This window comes from Acinetobacter sp. RUH 2624 (assembly GCF_000162375.2).
GTDB classification, from domain to species: domain Bacteria; phylum Pseudomonadota; class Gammaproteobacteria; order Pseudomonadales; family Moraxellaceae; genus Acinetobacter; species Acinetobacter nosocomialis.
Map to the genome: position 1 here is coordinate 191,952 of NZ_KI391939.1, position 19,775 is coordinate 211,726.

Below are 19,775 nucleotides of genomic sequence, written 5' to 3' on the forward strand. Positions count from 1 at the left end.
GACGTTTTCGCCAGGCATAATAGCCTGAAGTGCTGACACCTAGGTATTTACAGGCAGAAGATACCGTGACTTCATTCATATCTAGATCTTGAATTACCGTGTACTTTTCTTGGCATGATCTGTTAGAAAGTACACATGCGCTTTTTTTAAGATGTCATTGGCTTCCTTGAGCTGTTTGACTTCTTTCTCTAATTCCAAGATCCGCTGTTGTTCTGGTGAAAGTTGACGTTTGCTTGAACCCACTGGATTGGTTTCACGAATCCATTTGTCTAAAGTTGAATAACCCACACCTAATTTCTGGGCGATTGCAGCTATAGGCTCGTGTGAGTTTGAAAGTGCATAATCAATTGCTTGCTGTTTAAATTCAGCACTAAAACGTTTGGCCATTTCTTGGATCTCCAAAGTTAACGTTACGTTATCTTTAGAGGGAAGTACTGTCCATTATTTTGGCTAGGATCAATTCTTTCTATGTAAAAAGAATAGACTAAGTTTTTTGATTAACCTAGATACTTCAAGACAAATGGTAGGAATAAATCCTTAGAAAAGGAAGTAACGAAATTCCCCCCAAGGCCCCCGTGCCACAACAGAACTTTAATTTTTTGCGCTGATTTAAAGTCATCCACCATTGCGACACAGAGATAAGGGAGCTAAGCCAAACGCTTAGCCCATGTCGTTTTTATCGCACCGCCGCATCACACTAAAAAAAGTAGGGGCAAAGTCCTGTGGGAGAGCAGGACTTTGCAAACTGACATGTTCTAGGCGTTGCATAAGCTGAGGTGAATACACTTGTTCAAGCCGTTGGTAAATACAGTCGCAACTGGCTTGGGTGTGCCCACCCGACAGGCAAATTTTTTCAAACTCCTGCTGCGTGCGGAGGTCACAACCCGAAACGCCGTAATCGCCGACAACAAGGCCTAAAACCAAAATAGTTTTATAAAATTTCATATTATTCTCGTGATGATTTGGGGATATCTCAATGAGAAAAAATAAACTGCTATATTTTAAGTTTTAAAATCATTTTTTAGGCAATAGTTAACCTGCCTATAAAAGCAATAAAATAAAATGATTAAAATTTTAAAATAAAAATAATTTATAAATTTGAAAATTTAGATAATAGAAAACCTAAATTTTAAATAAATAAAAAGTTTATAAGGGAGAGGGGATAAGTTTATATAGTGGCATGGTCAACTCCTTAGAATTTATGGAGCTCTACCACCGAAAATCACCGTCAATTGATTAGGGTGGTAGAACGAAAAGGGGTTAGCAGACTGGGATCCATGGAACCAGCACGCGCAAGCGCGTCCCCCTCTCGTCCTACCGCAAAGAAAAGGGACGCAAGGGTCTAACGACTTATAGTAGAACTATAACCCGCCGTGGATCTACGGTCTGCTAAAACCGTCTGGCAATGTAGGCCAGCGAGACCATAATAATCATAAGTTTTTAATAGGTCAATTCAATTTAAATAAAATATTATAAAAATTTTAAATATAAATTTATATTTTAATTAAGCTCAAAAGTTAATGTATTTAAAGCCGTAAATTAATAAAAATAATAAAGCTAAACTAAACGTTTAGCTTGTTCTTAAAATATATAACGGTAATTAATAAATACACGGTGCTGGTCCCAATCTTTCCGAGACATGCCATTTATTTTTTCACCTAGGTTTGCATTTTCAAATTTTGACTCATAATGCAAAAATGAATAACGCACATCTAAGTTTTTCACCCACGGCAAGGCATAACTCACCGTAAAGTCAAAGTAACGCTCTTTACCCTCAATATCACTGCTGATGTTACTTTGGTGCGCGCCAAAGCCATAAATATACTTCGCCTCGGTTTTTAAACCTTTCACGTAGTCTTTCCAGTTATATTTCAAGCGAAGGGCAACGGCGGTTTCATCGTTATTGGTAAAATCAGGGCCAATGGTCGCCGAGGTCGGAAACGGGTTGGTGCCGTGGTCTTGCGTTAAAACCGAGTTACGGTCGGAATGCACGGCAAAGTTATCTTCAATCCAAAAGCCATCAAACTTTGAAACGGCAATGCCACCTTCGAGATTATTCTTGGCCATATTTACATCGACAAAGTAACCATTGCCACGGTTGTTAATGTCTTGGCCTTTGACACAGTCCAGCTCGGACTCGGCACTGCATTTAAACAGCTTGCCATCATCACGCGAGAAAAAAGCACCCGTGTTGAATGTCCACACAAGGCTATGCAGAGGCAATTTATATTGAGCAATCGCCCCGTACTTTTTTAAATAATCTTTGCTATTTAAATATTCGGCATTCACGCTCCAGTTTTTGTATTGATACTTGGCACCAAGCAAACCGACATAATCAATTCGCTCGTCATTTTCAGTCACCAGTTTTTCAAATGAGTCCATGCTGCGCGGTTTCCAGCGATCATAGTAGGCGATGTAAGTCTGTAGCTGATCATTCAGCTGAAACTGACCACTCGCCCCCGAAAAAGTGTCGGGTACCGCGCGGTTGTTGGTGCTTTTAAGCAACAGCGAATCGTACAACTGGCGGCCTAACTTAATTTCACCTTTGTCGCCGAGTTTTGCTTTGATGTAGAGCTGCCCTAAAGTTGCAAAGTTTTGATCAAGCTTGCCGTTATTTTCGACTTCTAAAAGCTGAGCACTAGGCTTGCCAGAGTCAAATAACTTGGTGACTGCATAGATTGAACCATCTACCCCAAGCCAGTCCCACAAGTAAGGTGACTGATAATTTAACTCCAGGCCTAAGGCACTTTGCTCATATTCACTCGACGAAGGCGAAGGGTTCGCAAGCGTGGGGTGGGCGGTGCCTTCATCGTTCCAGTAACGGGTGTTGAGTTTTAATTCTAACTTGCCAAATTCTTGAGGAAGCTCTGCATAAGCATTGCTCACGCTGCCTAAACCGATACAGCCCCATAGCAAATATTTATTCATTTTAAATTCCTTTTTTAAGCATGAATAAGCCCTTTGCCTAACGCTGAGGTTAGGCAAGCTTTTTTATGAAATGGATGAATTAAGGAGATAGTTTTTCGAGCACTTGGCCTTTGGTTTCAATGGCAAACAAGAATGTCACCAGACCACCAACGAGTGCCACAACAGCCAGCACACTAAACACATATTGAATGCCATAGCCACCAACCACGAGGCCCACCATCACAGGCCCAATTGCAGAGCCAGCACGAAGCCAAGCAGTACTAAAACCAATGCCCATCGCACGGAGGCGAGTTGGGTAAAGTTCGGCAGCGTAAAGATATAAAGAGAATGAAATAGTCTGCAAAATGGCATAACTCAGCGTTGCTAAAATCACCACTTGCATGGCCGATTTTGCGCCTAAAATCGAAAGGCTCATGAGTGGAATAATCGCCAAGAAAAATGCTGCACTGTACCAAGGGCGGCGACCGACTTTATCAATCATTAACGCACAGATAATAGAAGCAATCACACCTACGCCCGAAGTAATCCAGCCATAACCCAAACTGGTTTGCAGCGACAGACCAAAGTGTTGTTTGTAGAGAGATGGCAGCCAAGTCACCATGGCATTGTTCACCATGTATACGCAAAACCACATGCCCCACAGGGTAAAGGTACGTTTACGGTAAATACCACGGAATAGCTCGCGCCAGTCGGTTTTTGCCATGCCTTGCGGGTTAATTTCTTTAACCACAGGTTCAGCCAAAGTTTTACCGCTTTTGATGGCACCGTCTTCAAAGCTTTTGACGACTTGATCGGCTTCTTTAAAACGACCTTTTGAGGCAAGCCAACGCGGTGACTCAGGTAAGAAAAACCGTAAAGGAATGACCAAGATTGATGGAATTAAGCCCACAATAAACATGACTTTCCAGCCGTAAATTGGCATCAGGAAAAACGCTGCCATACCTGCAAACATAAGACCGAGTGGAAATAAAACTTCATAGAGCAAGAAAAACTTACCGCGCTTTTCTGCACCAATAAACTCATTAATATAGGCACTCGCAACAGGCACTTCGCCACCTGTACCAACGCCTTGTAAGAAACGGAAAATTAACAGCGACATTCCGCTCCACGCAAACAGACAAGAAATATCCATTGCCACAAACAGTAAAATGGTAAAAGACAGCACTTTTAAACGACCGACTTTTTCGGCAAGAGAACCAAAAAAGATCGCACCGACCAGTTGCCCGACATAGCCCGCGGCAATGATCGCACCGACATAGGCAGGCGTGAGGTGCCATTCGGTAATGAGTTGGGGTAAAGCAAAGGCAATCGCAAGAACAGTATAAGCGTCAAAAAAGGTCGCGATACCGATGGTAATTCGCATAAATTGCAATCGTCCGGTGACGGGTAGCCGTTCGAGTCTTGCAATAATTTCCGCATTTTTTTGATGATGACTAATTTGTTCTACATCCGCTAGATTTGTCATCTTATATCTCCTTATCACTACATTCCTCGTAGTTTTGTTGTTCTATTTCGCACTACCTGTTCACCACAGTTTGCATGCTTTTTATTATTGTTTTTAAGAGACATGCCCGATGTTTGGCCTCAGGCAGCGTACAGGAAAAAAAGGCTAGCGTATATGCTAGCCCGAATGGAATTTAAGCAACGGCTTGGGTTAAATCGACCTTGCCAATTCCGGCTTGACGCATTGCATCATGAATTTCTTGCTCAGCACCATCTGCTAGTGGAAGCAGAGGTGAACGCACAGTGGCATGGTCCAAAATTCCGCGAGCAACCAGTGCATGTTTAAGTGCGACTGTTCCTTCCATGTGTGAACCGCGGTGATAAACATTGCGAGTCACTGGTAATAATTGGTCGTGAATCGCACGTGCTTTGGCGTAATCTTTGGCTTTACCTGCTTTAATCATTTCAATTAATAGTTCAGGGGCAATATTGCCGTAGCCAACCAAAGCGCCGTCTACATCAAACATGGTGTGAAGCAAATATTCATCGTGGCACGTCAACACCTGTAAGTCTGGACGTTCACGGCGAATAATCGGAATTTCGACATCCCAGCGGCGCATGTTACGCACACCATTTTTCATGGCAAATACGCCCGGCTGTGCAGAAATATCAAGTAGAGTGTCTAGGTCGTAAGTGGCCTTCGTTGCATCTGGATATTGGAATAAAATAGATGGCAAACCACTTTCTTCATAAATCGCTTTATAGCGGTCTTGTGGTGCGCCTTTTTGATAGCCAAAACGCAACCAGCCATGTGAAGGGTAAATCAAACCTGCTGAAGCACCTGCACTCACTGCACGTTTTGCTTCTTCTGCTGCAACCGAAGTACCTTCGAGCGTAATCCCTGCGATTACCGGAATTTTGTCATCTACCGATTTAACAAAGCTTTCGATGACCTGCATTTGTTCTTTTTGCGACAAGAATGTTCCTTCACCTGCATGCCCAAGAACAACCAAGCCTTTCACACCATCAATACTGCCTAACCATGAACCTAAACGTTGAATTGCATCATGGTCTACTTGTCCGTCACGGGTAAAAGGAGTCACAGGTGCTGGGGTTAATCCACGTAAATCTAAACTCATAATCGTACTTCCTATACAGTGTAATTAAATATTCTCTGGTTCTTAATCTGACTTAAATCGTGTTGTAGAGAACATGATTGGAGTATAGAAATAGGTGAGCTATGTAGGAATTACCAATTCTTGAATTTCAGTTATACTGAAAATGTATGGCTCAAAATGCTGCCTATTTACGATTTAGGAAGAATCGATGAATTATGAATTATGGAAAATATTTTTAGATGCGGTGGAACTCGGTAGCTTAAGTAAAGTCGCGATGCTGCATAACACCAACCAACCGCAAATCAGTCGGCAAATGAACGAGCTTGAGGCCCAATGTGGCGGACGTTTATTTAACCGAACTGGACGCGGCGTAGAACTCACCGATTTAGGCCAGCATTTACTTCCTAAAATTCGTTCATGGCTGAACGTAACCGACCAACTGAATAATGAAATTTTGCACTCGACCGACACCCCAATTGGTACGGTGCGCATAGCTAGCTTACCGTCTACAGCACATCCGTTGTTATCGACTTTGTATAAAGTGCTTCAAGAGAAATATCCCCTAATTAAACTTTCAGTACGTGAAGGGCAAGGCGTGCATTTAGAAAAATGGCTAGAAGATGGCAGCGTCGATTTAGCCATACTCTATCGCTTTAACCCAACGCCTAAACAGGGCGATGTTTACCTTACCCAAGCCGATACCTATTTGGTCGGCTGTGAAGGAGATGTGTTAACTCGTGAAAATGAAGTCGACTTTAAAAAGATAAGCCAGTTACCGCTGGTCACGTTTTGCAGGCCAAGTAACTGGCGCAATTTTTTAGACCACATGGCTTATGAAAATGGGGTAGAGCTGAATATTGTGTTTGAAGCCGATTCGATTAGTTTACAAACCCATTTGGTTTCCGAGTCTCGCATGTATACCATGCTGGGGCCGCAAGCGTTAAAGAAAGCTAGCCAATACACTCCAATTCAAGCTGCAAAAATTATTAACCCCGCGCTCAAGCGTTATATTTCTTTGTCTATTTCTAAACATGGCTATTTAACGCCTGCGTGTAAGGCGGTGATGGAAGAAATCAGGAATCTTGCCGATTTGCTTTAAAAAAACTTGTAACTTCATGACTGGCACTGCTGCATCGTACGCAGCATGGTTTTTACAAAATCACGCGGCACTTCTGGGCTTTGTAGACTTAACCTTCCAAGCTTCTGCATGAGTTTTGGGGAGTATTGGCGTTCTAAACGATGATAAATACACAGACAGGTCGCGCAACTATAAATTTTAAGTAAAAGTCACTGTTTCATCATAGTCGGAGCGGTTTTAGAGGCCAAATTGATTTGACGATAGAAGCATTTATGTTTTTGAAATGAATATTATTAAGTAAAATTTTAATAATATTTTATTTTTAATTAATAATAAAAATATTGCAGAATATTTATTCAATAAAGTGAAATAATTTATTTAAGATAACTTTTTAATACAAAAATATTATTATATTTATATCTTTGATTTTATTAAAATTTACTAAAAATTCGCATGTTTACTTGTTTGATGGTTTTGTATCTGTTTGTTAATATGAGTAAGTTAATTTGTGGTTAAAATAACAATGTTAAATAATATTTTTGATTTCTTAGATAAAATTGGTTTTGCTTCACAAAAACGGGCTCTACATATTTATTTTACTAATCCTGAAATAAATAATCAGGTTTTTTTACAACGTATTGATGGCTTTCATTCTATAAATGAAGGGCTTTCTGCTGAGCTTATTTGCTTATCAATAAACCCTTATATTTCTTTAAAACAATTTATTGGATGCCAAGTTGCCGTAGAACAAGTAACAGATTCAGGCAAATTATTTAGAACGACAGGAATTATCATAGGGGCGAGTCAAGGGCAAAGTGATGGCGCACTTTGTTTATATAAACTGACTATGCAAGATGCGACCAGTTTATGGCACAAACGACGTAATAGTCGGGTGTTTATGAATAAAAGTGCAGTAGAAATTATTGAGATTATTTTTAAAGAGTGGCAAAACAAAAGTTCTTTATTTGCCGCAAGCTTACAACTAGATAGCAGTGGCTTAACTAAGAATTATGATATTCGACCTTTTTCTATGCAGTCGAATGAAAGTGATTATGCGTATTTAACCCGTCTCATGCGGGAAGAGGGTATCAACTGGTTAATTGATGAATCAGAGTCTATGGTCTTGAGTAATAGCCAGACGATTGAGCCTCAAAAACTACGCCTTATTGATCATAATAATGAATATAAAGTCTTAGAGCGTCGAGCTATTCGCTATCATAGAAGCGATGCAACTGAACAAAATGACAGTATTACCAGTTTTATTGCACAAAGACAGCTGCAGCCCACGGCAATCCATCTTCAACGTTGGCAAGCAGATAACTTAAGTCAAGAAGATGCAAGTGGAAGTGTTTTAAGCGCACATCAGCATAGTTCACAACGTGATAATGAAAGTTTAAGTCTTGAACAGGCATGGACAATTGCACCTGCTTGGATTACGGACTTGAACGGAGAAGATCAGGCAACCACTTCAAGCAATAGTCAGATTGAAAAACTAAATAAACAATTAAATCAATATCAAGCTTTGCAGGCAAAGTATTTTATTGCTCGAAGCAGCGTACGAGATGCTCAAGTTGGTTATTGGTTCAAGTTAAATGAACATCCTGAACTTGAAAGAAATCATGAAAGTTCTGATAAAGAGTTTTTGATTTTAAGTAAGCGGTTTTATAACCAGAACAATTTACCAAAAGATATACGTGATCAAGTTGAACAACTATTAAGTTTGAGCCATTGGCAAGTCAGTCATGATCGAGCGCAAGAACGTCAAGCCAATGAACTCATGGTTGTACGCCGCTATATCGATATTGTTCCAGAGTTTGACCCATTAATACATCGTCCCTCGGCCCATGTGCAACGGGCCAAAGTAGTGGGTTTAGATGGAGAAGAAATTCATGTAGATGAATGGGGGCGTATCAAGGTTCGTTTTTTATTCACCCGTACCGATGACCATCAACATGATGGAGGTGCAGGAAGCAATGACAATGATACTGACTCGGCTTGGGTAGATGTATTAACGCCATGGGCAGGGGAAGGATACGGTGCACGCTTTTTGCCACGAGTGGGTGAAATCGTCGTAATTGACTTTTTTGATGGAAATATTGACCGTCCATTTGTTACAGGGCGAGTCCATGAAGGGCAACGGTCACCTACCAAATTTGATATTAAAGGCCAGCTACCGGATACCAAAAAGTTAAGTGGTATTCGTACTAAAGAAGTAAGTGGGTCTGGTTTTAACCAACTTCGGTTTGATGATACGACTGGGCAAATTAGTACTCAGCTCCATAGTAGTCATGGGGCAAGTCAATTAAATTTAGGTAATTTAAGTCATCCTAAAGAGCAGGCTGAAAGTGATGGAAGAGGTCAGGGATTTGAATTAAGGTCTGATTTATCTGGTGCGATTCGTAGTAAAGGACTATATGTTTCAACTTTCATTCAACCGGGTGCTCAAAAAACACAACTCGAAGCAAAGGAAGCGATTGAAAATCTTTCCGAGGGCTTGGAGCGTATGAAAGCTTTATCTGAATATGCAGGTAAGCAGCAAGCTGAGGCAGCAGATATGCTTCAAAATGTTGAGATCTATATCAAAAAAATAGAATCTCAATGGAAAGACCTAAAAGCCATGAAAGATGCACTCATACTTTTAGCTGCTCCTGAAAGTATTGGTTTAACATCAGGAAAAGATATCCATATTCAAGCATCTGAAAGCATTACGCTTGGTAGTGGAAAATCTATTAATACAAGTACAGATGAAAATCTAATTTTAAATGCGAAGAAAAAAGTAAGCTTATTTGCAGGACAAGAAGATTTAAAAATTTATGCTGCTAAAGGTAAGTTTGATATTCAGGCTCAAGATAATGTACTAGATGCATCTGCAAGATTAGATATCAAAATTACTTCATCAGAAGGAAAAGTTGAAATCAATAGTCCTAAAGAAATTGTCTTAAGGGCTAAAGAGAGTGCACTAAGAATTGATGCATCAGGTGTAACAGTAATTACTCCGCAAAAATTTACAGCTAAAGCTGGTCAGCATCTTTTTACAACTGGAGCAAGTGAAGCACCGACCTTACCGATTTTTCCAAATAACGTGTGTTGGGAATGTTTGGCGAGACGAGCAGCACAAAAAGGTGCATTTATAAACAAAGGAGATGGTCAATAAATGGCTGCTAAATTACCGCTTCAGACATTTTTTAAAACATTCCAGCAACACTCTTTAGCAGAAGTTGGATTAAACGTTTTTACACTTGCAGATGCTGCACAAGATAATAGTTTCTTAAAGAAATTTGAGCACCTACGTCAAAAATGCCTTTTGTTAGAAGCGAGTGGTGAGGAAGCAAAAGCGGTGTCTCCTCATTTACTTCAACTCCCTCAAGATTTTTCATCACAAGAATGGCAATGGATACAACAAAATATTGCAGGCACGCCTCGCATGACAATTATAGTAAGCCCTTTGTCCTTCAATTATTTGTTTGACCACCTACGAAAATTTTTAGAAGTAAAATTTGAAGGTGGACTCGAAATGTTTTTGGCATTTTGGGACCCTGTAATCTTAGCTACCTTGGTTGGCCATAAAGAAAATAAAACTTTGTATGTCGAAGGGCCTGTATTTAATGCTCAGCAGATTGAAGACTTACTTACTCCTCTTCAAAGTTGGTGGTATTGGGATAGGTTAGGAAAACTTCAAGTAATTTGGGGAATAAACGAACGGGTTGAACAATTACCTTATGTGCAAGTTCCTTTACATTTTACCGTTGAACAAGAAGAAATGATGGTTGAGGCAACTTTCCCTGATAATCTTATTTATTATTTAAAACTCAATAATGAATTTCTTATTAGTGATATGACAGATAATGAATTATATCAATTTGTTATTAAATCTATTCCTGAGGCTAGAGCGTATAACTTATTTGGTACACGAGATATTTTAAATTTTATTTGTTTAAAATTGATTTATAAAGAAAACTTTTTAACAGATAAAGGGTTAAATCAAAAACTAGAACGCTTAAAAGATAAAAAAATATCTATGGATGAAGTGATGGTCCAACTTGTAGCAAATGCGAGCTAATAAATTTTATGATGAATAAAATGCAACGGTCGAATAGATTATTTTTAATACTTGGTTTGATATTTAGTCTTGTAGGTTGTGTTAGCCTTGGTCCAAATGCGACTTATTATATGGGTACAACATCCTTTAATTATGATCCTTCATATAATAGTTATATGGTTAAGATGAATGGTTCTGAAATTGGAGGTGGATTTGGGAATGCAACCCTTACTAGTTCAATTAAAGTAGGAGAACAAGTCATTACATGGAAAAATGCAAGCACAGGTGAAAAACATACTGCTAAAAATCAAGTGACTATCACAAAAGAACAGTTAAAAGGTAAAAAGTATTTAGCTGTACATCTTTATCCTGATGATACCGTAGAAATAACGATTTCAAATAACTGGCCTATGCCAACTGAAAAAGGTCTTAGCTTATTAGACCAATTCAGACGGTAAAGAGATTAAATACTATGGTTTTAAAGAAAATATTACTATTGCCTATGAGCTTGATGTTAAGTATGGCTGGTTGCGCTAGTTTTGGTCCAAATGCAACTTATTATATGGGAACCACATCTTTTAACTATAATCCTGCTTATACAAGCTATGACGTGACATTAAATGGTTATGAAATTGGAGCTGGTTTTGGTGGGGGGATGAGTTCAGAACCAGTAAAATTGGGACCACAAACAATTACATGGAAAGATGCAAACACAGGGGAAGTACATACTTCAAAAAATATAGTCATTATTACCAAAGAGCAGTTAAAAGGCAAAAAATATTTAGCAGCTCACTTATATCCCGATGATACGGTTGAAATATCAACTTCAAATGATTGGCCTGAACCTATTCAAAAGGGATTAGATTGGCGAACTGAAATCTGGAAGAAGATTCATATAAATTAAAAGACTTATACAATGAATATAAAATTTAAATAGGATAAAAATATTAAATGATGAGGAAATTCATAAATATTATTTTCGTAAGGTGGTATATATTTCACTTTTTAATTAGTGAGTAAATAAACTTATTGTAAGTTCTTAAATTTATAAGAATCATAAGTTTTTATAAATTTAATAATTGGGTTACAGAGAGAGGTTTAATGAAATGAGTTTAAAGAAAATATTGTTATTACCAGTAAGTCTAATGTTGAGTGCAGCTGGTTGTGCAGGTATTGGTCCAAATGCAACTTATTATATGGCGACAACATCTTTTAAATATGATCCTCGATATACAGATTATATGATGGAAGTAAATGGCTCTGAAATTGGAGGAGGATTTGGTAAAGCAATATCTACTAACCCAATTAAAGTGGGAGAGCAAATCATTACATGGAAAGATGCAAATACGGGTGAAAAACATGCTGCTAAAAATCAGGTAATTATTACGAAAGAACAGTTAAAAGGAAAAAAATATTTAGCAGCTCATATTTATCCTGATGATACTGTAGAAATAACGACTTCAAATAATTGGCCTGACCCAACAGAAAAGGGGATGAAGTGGAGAGAAAAAATAAAAAGAGAGGGTCAATAAATGTTAGCCGTTCAATTAAAACGTACAGTTAATATAAATAATGATGTTGCAAATAATCAGCCATCTTGCAAGCAAGATTGTCGCGATGTCGTGAATATTTCAGTTTTTTTTGATGGTACTGGAAATAATGAGGATGCTGATAAAAAAGAAAAAAAATGGTCCAATCCTGCCCGTTTATGGCGTAATGCTCGAACACATAGTGATAAAAACGAAGCAAAAAATGATTATGCAATATATGTCTCTGGTGTTGGAACCAGATTTAATGCTGAGTTAAATATCTTTCAAAGAGCGATTTCTGACTTTCAGGATCACTATAGCCTGTTAGGTATGGGCGTTGGTTTAGGTGGTGCAAGACGACTAGATTATGGTGAAGACCAGTTAAATGATGCTTTAAAACAAGTCTTAATTTTTAATGCACAAAAGGCAGAAAAAGATGTTAAAAAATATGTAGGTGAAAAAAAGAATTATAGCTTTGCAGAAGTCGACAAAAATTTAAAAGATCACAGACTAATTAAGAAAATTAATATTTCTGTGTTTGGTTTTTCGCGTGGTGCTGCACTTGCCCGTGCATTTACAAATCAATTTATAGGGCAGTGTGAATCAAACTGCGATGGGCTTACCTATGGACAAGGCAAATATCCAATTGAGTTTAAGTTTTTAGGAATTTTCGATACGGTTGCTTCATTTGGTTTGCCTGCTACAAATTTAAGCAATAGCTTACCTTTTTTAGAACGTGATTTGGTGGTAGATGAGCGGGTTCAAAACTGTTCACATTATATCGCTGGTAATGAACTGCGCTTTGCTTTCCCAGTAGATGTTATTCATAAAGACAATAAGTTAGCAAACCCTAACTGGAAAGAGGTGGTATATCCGGGGGTACATTCTGACGTGGGTGGGGGGTATGAACCAGATAGTCAGGGAGTAAATGACAATTTTGCCCGAATTCCGTTAAAACATATGCTTGATGACGCTGTACAAGCAGGTGTCAGAATGTATAGTTATGAAGAACTGCAACAGAACTTTAAGGATTTATTCAAAGAACAGTTTGAAATTCAACCAGACTCTCAAAAATATTATGATGCTGTAAAAGCAGCTACGCCGAGTCAAGGAAGTGTTCAAGAGCAGATTAAAGGGTGTATGAAACTTTATTACAGTGCATATGGTACCATTGCCCGTGCTGGAAAAGAACTTTCTGTGAGTGAGCGTGTACGTCAGGAAAATAAATTTCGTGAATACATACCAGTTGGCCCATCCGATATGGCAACTGAAATGCAAAGGTTGAAGAAACTAAAAGAAGCAACTGCTTCTAAGAAAGATGGTTTTAATATTTTTAGAGTTTTTTCACCTGTCTCAACTGCATATGAATATATGATTAGTATCGAAGATTGGCAATTTGAGAGTTGGAATACAAATGTCAGTGATGATATTAAAAAATTCTATTTAAATTATGTTCATGACTCTAAGTATGGTTTTTTAAGTAACGTAGAACCATTTAGTTATTTCCGTCAAAGAAGGGTCTATGAGTCACGTCGTAGTGCCAGTGGAGAAGAGCGGGATAAAAAAGCTGCCGAACAGAAAGTAACTTGTAGTGCCCCTAAACAAGAGATACCGCAAACGCAGTTTATTGATGCTTATGAACAAGCTCAACTAACAGAGAACTTTTTAAATGCATCTTAGTGATGCATTTAAAATCCCTTATCTTTAAAAATAAAAAGTCCAATTGCATTGTATCTTGTATAAATACACTCTGTCTTAAAATGAACAGCTAGGTTTTTACTTTAAGATCTGTTGTTATTAATGAATGGAATTTATATTAAATTTCTGACAAAAATTTTCTAATTAAAAACCAATATTTGATAGGAAAGGTAATGCCAGAGACCTCAATTCAACAAGAAACACAAAGCACATGGGCGCTATGTCGAGATCCTGTTTTACTGACTATGGTCGGTGGGGCAATTGATACCATTGGCTTTATTGCGTTATTTGGTTTTTTTACCGCGCACGTAACGGGTAACTTGGTACTGGCAGGAGCGGCTTTAGTGAAGGGCGGTACAGGTGTCTGGATTAAACTTGCGGCTATTCCATTGTTTATTTTGACGGTGGTGATTACCAAACTTTTAATTGACCGAAGTCAGGCTAAACACAAAACGCTGTCTTATTTATTTTTATTTGAGGCTATTTTTCTCTTTGCCTTTATGGTTGCTGGGCTTTATTTCGAGCCATTTAAAAATGCCGATGCGATTACGGTTGCAATCACAGGTGGTCTCGGTTTAATTGCCTTAGCTATTCGTAATACTTCAAGTAAAACACTCATTAAAAATATTAGCCCAAGTACCATGATGACAGGCAACACCACCCAGCTTGGGATTGATATTGCCAACTTGCTTAAAAATAATAATGAGGCCAATCGGGCAAGTCTGTTTAAAAGTGCCAGTATTGTCATTGGCTTTGTGATTGGTGCTTTAATGGGGGCGGTACTGTATGTCTATTTTGACTTTTGGAGTGTAGCGCCGTTTATTTTACCCATCCTTTATTTTTCTTATTTGGCTTCACAGCAGAAGTTTAAACAAGCTTAAACATTGCGATTGAAATAGCCTGAATTTAAATAAATTCGGGGTTTTATTTTTTCAATAAAGCAAAATCGAAGTTGAGCTGAAATTGTTCGTTCACAGCTTTACGGGCATAATGATGAGTGGGGAAATACATTCGCGAAAGGAATGCACAATGACAAAATCCAGCCATTATCTAGTGCTTACTATAATGGGACTGCTGAGCGGTTGTCAGGTTATTCATTTAAAAGAAAGTAACTTAAGCAGTGCTTTAAAAAGTAAAAATGAAAGTATTTTGACTGATAATACTTTAAGTCATCAAACCCAAAACCTGCTGTATTTGGTCAAAGAAAATGAAAAGTCTTGTCTGCAAAATTTTAATGTTTGTTTAAATAAAATTCAGGGATTGTCAGAAAATAGCAGCCGAGAAGAACGCTATGCTGCGCTCAGTGAAATTTACTTGGCAAAAGCTTTAGATGTTGGGCGTAGTAGCCAGTGTAATGTCACTCTTAAAAGTAACAGTTGTGTCGAGCAAGAGCTGGCGTTGTTTGATAAAAGCTTGCGCTATAGCTATGTCTATTTGTTTGATTCTGAAGAGTCGCCTTTTGATCGGGTATTTGACCATCGACAAAATCAGGTACGTATTTTTTATAACGTCGCCTTGTCGAAGCTCATGACCACGTATTTTAATCATTTAAATACGCTTCATTTTCCACCTTTACTAAAAGCAGATGGGCATGAGTACCATGTCAATTTTGACCATGCAGTAGATGTACAAAACATTGAGATCGATACCTTTCGCTCTAGCTATAACATGAACTTTTCAGGGTTTAATACCGTCAACCGTAAGGATGGGTTAGGCGCTGAATTTATTGTGGGGCGTAAGGAGCATGATGTAAATCATGGTTTTATTTTAGACCCCGACGCTTTTTATGCTCACAAGAGTAATCCCAATATTCATTTACCACGCTTCTTTCCGGTCACGGCCATTGCCTACCCAAAACAAAAGGCCACAGCCGATCAAGTCATTGATGGGGCAGAGTTAGAAATTGCCATGTTTGACCCATACCGACAGGACCGTGTAAAAGTTGAAGGCGTGGACTATCCGCTCACTGCCAACTATTCGGCACCTTATGGGCTTTGGCTATCAAAATATAATTTAGGTGCAGCAGGTTATTGGTCTTTAATTAATAAAGAAGCCAATTTAATCATGCCGCATTTATATATGCTGGAACCTTTTAATCCCAATAAAAAAATTATTGTATTTATTCATGGCTTGGCAAGTAGCCCAGAGGCGTGGGTAAGCCTAACCAATGACATTATGGGCGATGCCGAATTAAGAAAAAACTATCAAGTTTGGCAGGTGTTTTATTCAACCAATATGCCGATTTTTGAAAGTCGTTTTCAGATTTACTCTTTGCTGAATCAAGCTTTTCAAAACGTCGCCAAAGACAGTTACGCTGCGCACGATGCAGTGTTGGTTGGGCATAGTATGGGCGGAGTGATTAGCCGCCTATTGGTAAGCGATGCTGATGTTGCAGTGCAAGCCATGCAAAAAATGAATGAAGCACAGCTAAAGCGTTTAAAAGAAAATCCGGTTATTCGAGAACGTTTTCAGTTCAAAACTTTGCCCTATTTTAAGCGGGTTGTTTTTGTTTCGGCGCCGCATCATGGTACTGACTACGCTGACCGATGGTTTACCCAAATTGCTCGCCGTATTATTCGTTTACCCGCCGACTTTTTTATTGCGGTCGAAATGAGAGATGAGAAAAATACAAAACTCAGAAAAGGTTTAATTGAAAACGGAGCAAGTAATTTAAGTCGTTCTTCTAACTTTATGCAGTTGACCCAAGCCATTCAGCCATCGTCTAACGTGGTCTATCACTCAATTATGGGCAATATAAATGGCACCACAGATAAGTCAAAAATGAGTGATGGAATTGTGCCGTATCAAAGTTCGCATTTGGGTGGGGAGCAGTCGGAGCTGATTATTAAAGGTGGGCATTCGATTCAAACTAGCCCAGAGGCAATTTTAGAATTACGTCGTATTTTAAGGTTGCATTTAAAGCAGTCGCAGCCTTCAAAATAGAAATTTTGTTTTTAGAAAACCACTGCTGAAATGGCTCAACAGTGGTTGAAATAATTAATTAAGCTGGTTTTGTTTGAGCGATTTTTTATGCTCAAAGTAGCTAATTGAAAAAATAACCAAGCCAACCAAATACAACACACCAGACAACAGAAGTAAGTCTAAACCTGCTGCATAAAGCAACCAAAGTGCATAGATTGAAGCGACACTTGCAATGGCAATATGTGGCGTGCGTTTATGGCGAATCGATTCTTTAAGATAAAACGCCGATACCAGAAAATAAGGCAGCAAAATCATTACCGATGAAATCAGTAAAAGCTGAGTGTAGTTTTTATTGAAAAAATACACGGCAATGAGGGAGCCTTGCACCACAATAGTGGTCAGCCATAGTGATGAAATCGGTACATTGTTCTGATTATTTTTTAAAAATAATTTAGGGAATGCGCCATTTTTTGCAGCTAAAAATGGAATTTCAGTGGCAAATAACGTCCAGCTTAAATAAGACGAAGAAACTGAAATAATCAAGCCGATAGTAATAATGATGGTACCTGGTAGACCGATGAGTTGCTGCAAAATGGTCGCCATAGATGGGTTATGCATGCCTGCAAGCGCTTCACGGCTCACCACACCATAAGCCAATACTGTGACCATGACGTAAAAACTTAATGCCAGCAACACACCTAAAATGGTCGCTTTGCCAATGTCATGACGGTTTTTGGCACGTGATGATAAAACTACTGCACCTTCAATACCGGTAAATACCCAAAGGGTAATGAGCATCAGGTCTTTTACTTGCTGCCAAAGGGGAACTTTTAAAGAAAAGTCATTTAAGTTGAGTTTGAATAAATCAAACTTAAAGGCAATAAAGGTAAAGAAGATGAAAACGACCATTGGAATAATTTTGGCAATGGTCGCCAGTAAATTCACAATGGCTGCTTCCTTAATACCTCGGCTTACTAACCAATGTACCAGCCATACAAAAATGCTTGAGCCAATCAGAGAGTAGAGTGTATTACCTTCACCAAAAATAACGTGGTCTTTGCTGTCGGTAAACATGCCAACACCTGAAAAGGCAATCACTACATAACCGACAATACCAATGGTAGTACATAACCAATAGCCCCACGCCGAGCAAAACCCGATGAGGTCTCCAAAGCCTTCGCGTGCATAGTTATAAATACCACCGTCTAGGTCTGGTCGTTGACGGGTTAAATGCAACAATGAGAGAGCCAAGAAAATAATGCCGACTCCGGTAATGAGCCATGCAATAAGAAGGGCAGAGCCGTTGGCAACTTGAGCCATATTTTGGGGAAGGCTAAATACGCCTGACCCCACCATAGAACTAAATACCAGCGCTGTAAGAGACAGTAATCCGATTTTGGCAGCAGACATGGTATTTATTCTTTAAAAAATTGAGAAAGTTCAGCAATGTGTTCTGGTCCAATACCACAGCAACCACCCACTAAACTTGCACCTGCTTGCTGCCATTGTTTGGCAAAAGCAAGATAAGCTGGAGCGTCTAAGTCTTTGCGAATTTCATCCAGACCATCGTTAGCAGTAGCGCTTTCATCTTGCGGTGGGAAAGCGTTGGCATAAGCACCAATTTGTACAGACACTGGAATGAGCGCTTTAATTTCATTAATCGCTTGCAAGATCACTTCAGGTTGGCAGCAGTTAAACAACACCGCTTTAGCATTTGACTGCTTAATAAAGTCAGCCACTTGCTGCATATTTTCGCCTGAACGAAGGAGTGCTTGTTCTTGTTTAATTTCATCTTGCAGCGTAAATGACACCCAATAGTCCTTACCATCTTGTGGTAACAAGGCATGCACTGTTTCAACTTCTTTTAAGCAAGACTGGGTTTCAGCGAGCCAGAAATCTACTTCTGGTGCCAATGTTTTAATGATAGGCTCAGCTAGGTTTTTAGCCTGTTCTGGTTGGAACAAGTCTGCACGGTAAGAACCAAATAACGGTGGTAAGCAGCCTGCAATTTTGACATTTTTGCCGCTTTCTTTAACTGCATTTTTCGCTTGTTCGATGGCAACTTTAATTAAACGTACGCCGTCAGTTTCAAAGCGTTCCTGACCAATGTGAAATGGTACAACCGCGTAGTTGTTAGTCGTGATGACTTCTGCACCAGCATTGATAAAGTCAAGGTGGACTTCTTTTACTGTTTCAGGTGCTTCAATAAGTGCTAAAGCAGACCATTCTGGTTGACGAAATGGAGCGCCACGGCGGGCCAATTCACGGCCTAAACCGCCATCTAAAATTTTCATAAAATATAACGTAAAGGGAGAAAAATAATTCAGCTAATCTAGCGTGTAGATGAATGCTATTCAATCGCTAATATGCTCGTTATATTTCTAAATAAATTAGATTGTTATGAATATTTTTTCTTAAAAGGAATTCTGCAAATGCTGTTCAGTTTTACTGATGAACTTCATGTGAAAAAGAACACGTATTTATTTGAAAATATAGAATAAAAAATGATCTTACAAAGCACCATATTGTTGCCAACTTTCACCGGTATGCTGTGTTTTATAATACGCTTTAAGTTGTTCGAGCTGCGTAAAATGTATGCCTGACCACACCAATAAACTAATGAATATGAGTACTTTAGATAAACTGCGAACTTTACTTAGGCGAGTAAAAGCCAACACAACAAAAAATAAGGCTGGTAAAAATATAAAGAACTGAATAGGGGAGAAAAATAGATGAGCGGTGCTGAAATATAACGCGAGTGTGCTCATGAGCATATTTAAAACTGAACAGATTTTCTGGTACTTGCCGAGCTTAAACGTATAAGCAGTGATAATAAATAATACGGCTGAGCTGACGTAAATAGCTGTACCACCAATCATCCACATATAAAATCCGCTTAACAAAAGATAAGCCAGTAGCAAAACAAGTACGAGCTTAAAACAAAACGTTAAGAGGCGAGGTGATGATTTTAAAAGCGTCATGGCAAGTTTAAATATCTCAACTGAGGTCTAAAAAAACAA

The 19,775-nt window shown here is 38.8% G+C and carries 16 protein-coding genes and 1 pseudogene; 9 read left to right on the forward strand and 8 right to left on the reverse strand.

Features of this window, described 5'->3' with window-relative positions; translation table 11 throughout:
* The 5 genes and pseudogenes from HMPREF0014_RS25865 to HMPREF0014_RS07665 form a co-directional block, all read right to left on the reverse strand.
* Positions 1-387, reverse strand: a pseudogene (locus tag HMPREF0014_RS25865) (transposase); the annotation flags it as partial.
* A gap of 273 nt (positions 388-660) precedes the next feature.
* The gene (locus tag HMPREF0014_RS07650) at positions 661-945 is read right to left on the reverse strand and encodes a hypothetical protein (RefSeq protein WP_004888322.1); all 285 of its coding nucleotides are present in this window, start codon (positions 943-945) and stop codon (positions 661-663) included.
* Positions 946-1,581: 636 nt separating this feature from the next.
* Positions 1,582-2,928, reverse strand: a complete 1,347-nt coding sequence (locus HMPREF0014_RS07655; RefSeq protein WP_004888321.1) for an OprD family outer membrane porin — start codon at positions 2,926-2,928, stop codon at positions 1,582-1,584.
* Between the two features lie 79 nt (positions 2,929-3,007).
* Positions 3,008-4,393, reverse strand: coding sequence for an MFS transporter (locus HMPREF0014_RS07660; RefSeq protein ID WP_004888319.1), 1,386 nt, complete (start codon positions 4,391-4,393; stop codon positions 3,008-3,010).
* Positions 4,394-4,565: 172 nt separating this feature from the next.
* On the reverse strand, positions 4,566-5,510 hold the full coding sequence (locus HMPREF0014_RS07665; protein WP_000050871.1) for a dihydrodipicolinate synthase family protein: 945 nt from the start codon (positions 5,508-5,510) through the stop codon (positions 4,566-4,568).
* A gap of 187 nt (positions 5,511-5,697) precedes the next feature.
* Between HMPREF0014_RS07665 and HMPREF0014_RS07670 the strand changes: the two genes are divergently transcribed.
* The 9 genes from HMPREF0014_RS07670 (at position 5,698) to HMPREF0014_RS07710 (ending at position 16,776) form a co-directional block, all read left to right on the forward strand.
* A complete protein-coding gene (locus tag HMPREF0014_RS07670) occupies positions 5,698-6,588 on the forward strand; it encodes a LysR family transcriptional regulator (protein ID WP_004888317.1) in 891 nt (296 codons plus the stop codon).
* A gap of 502 nt (positions 6,589-7,090) precedes the next feature.
* On the forward strand, positions 7,091-9,721 hold the full coding sequence (locus HMPREF0014_RS07675; protein WP_004888315.1) for a type VI secretion system Vgr family protein: 2,631 nt from the start codon (positions 7,091-7,093) through the stop codon (positions 9,719-9,721).
* On the forward strand, positions 9,722-10,627 hold the full coding sequence (locus tag HMPREF0014_RS07680) for a DUF4123 domain-containing protein (RefSeq protein ID WP_004888314.1): 906 nt from the start codon (positions 9,722-9,724) through the stop codon (positions 10,625-10,627). It begins immediately after the preceding gene.
* Positions 10,628-10,635: 8 nt separating this feature from the next.
* Positions 10,636-11,064 (forward strand): hypothetical protein, encoded by a 429-nt coding sequence (locus tag HMPREF0014_RS07685; RefSeq protein WP_004888313.1) that lies wholly within the window; start codon positions 10,636-10,638, stop codon positions 11,062-11,064.
* A 14-nt stretch (positions 11,065-11,078) separates the two neighbouring features.
* Positions 11,079-11,510: a hypothetical protein gene (locus HMPREF0014_RS07690; protein WP_004888312.1), complete on the forward strand. Its 432-nt coding sequence runs from the start codon at positions 11,079-11,081 to the stop codon at positions 11,508-11,510.
* 202 nt (positions 11,511-11,712) lie between these two features.
* Positions 11,713-12,138, forward strand: a complete 426-nt coding sequence (locus tag HMPREF0014_RS07695) for a hypothetical protein (protein WP_006581205.1) — start codon at positions 11,713-11,715, stop codon at positions 12,136-12,138.
* Positions 12,139-13,815: a DUF2235 domain-containing protein gene (locus tag HMPREF0014_RS07700; RefSeq protein ID WP_004888305.1), complete on the forward strand. Its 1,677-nt coding sequence runs from the start codon at positions 12,139-12,141 to the stop codon at positions 13,813-13,815.
* 191 nt (positions 13,816-14,006) lie between these two features.
* Complete coding sequence (locus tag HMPREF0014_RS07705) at positions 14,007-14,714, forward strand: YoaK family protein (RefSeq protein WP_004888302.1); 708 nt, start codon at positions 14,007-14,009, stop codon at positions 14,712-14,714.
* A gap of 148 nt (positions 14,715-14,862) precedes the next feature.
* Positions 14,863-16,776 carry an alpha/beta fold hydrolase gene (locus HMPREF0014_RS07710; protein WP_020992194.1) on the forward strand — a complete coding sequence of 638 codons (1,914 nt, stop codon included), beginning with the start codon at positions 14,863-14,865 and terminating at the stop codon, positions 16,774-16,776.
* Positions 16,777-16,830: 54 nt separating this feature from the next.
* On the opposite strand, the gene HMPREF0014_RS07715 is transcribed toward HMPREF0014_RS07710, so the two are convergent.
* The 3 genes from HMPREF0014_RS07715 to HMPREF0014_RS0206110 all read right to left on the reverse strand — a co-directional run bounded on the left by HMPREF0014_RS07715 (position 16,831) and on the right by HMPREF0014_RS0206110 (position 19,736).
* Complete coding sequence (locus HMPREF0014_RS07715) at positions 16,831-18,165, reverse strand: basic amino acid/polyamine antiporter (protein WP_004888299.1); 1,335 nt, start codon at positions 18,163-18,165, stop codon at positions 16,831-16,833.
* A gap of 5 nt (positions 18,166-18,170) precedes the next feature.
* Complete coding sequence (locus HMPREF0014_RS07720; RefSeq protein ID WP_004888298.1) at positions 18,171-19,049, reverse strand: homocysteine S-methyltransferase family protein; 879 nt, start codon at positions 19,047-19,049, stop codon at positions 18,171-18,173.
* 216 nt (positions 19,050-19,265) lie between these two features.
* Positions 19,266-19,736, reverse strand: a complete 471-nt coding sequence (locus tag HMPREF0014_RS0206110) for a hypothetical protein (RefSeq protein ID WP_006581207.1) — start codon at positions 19,734-19,736, stop codon at positions 19,266-19,268.
* Positions 19,737-19,775 lie beyond the last annotated feature (39 nt).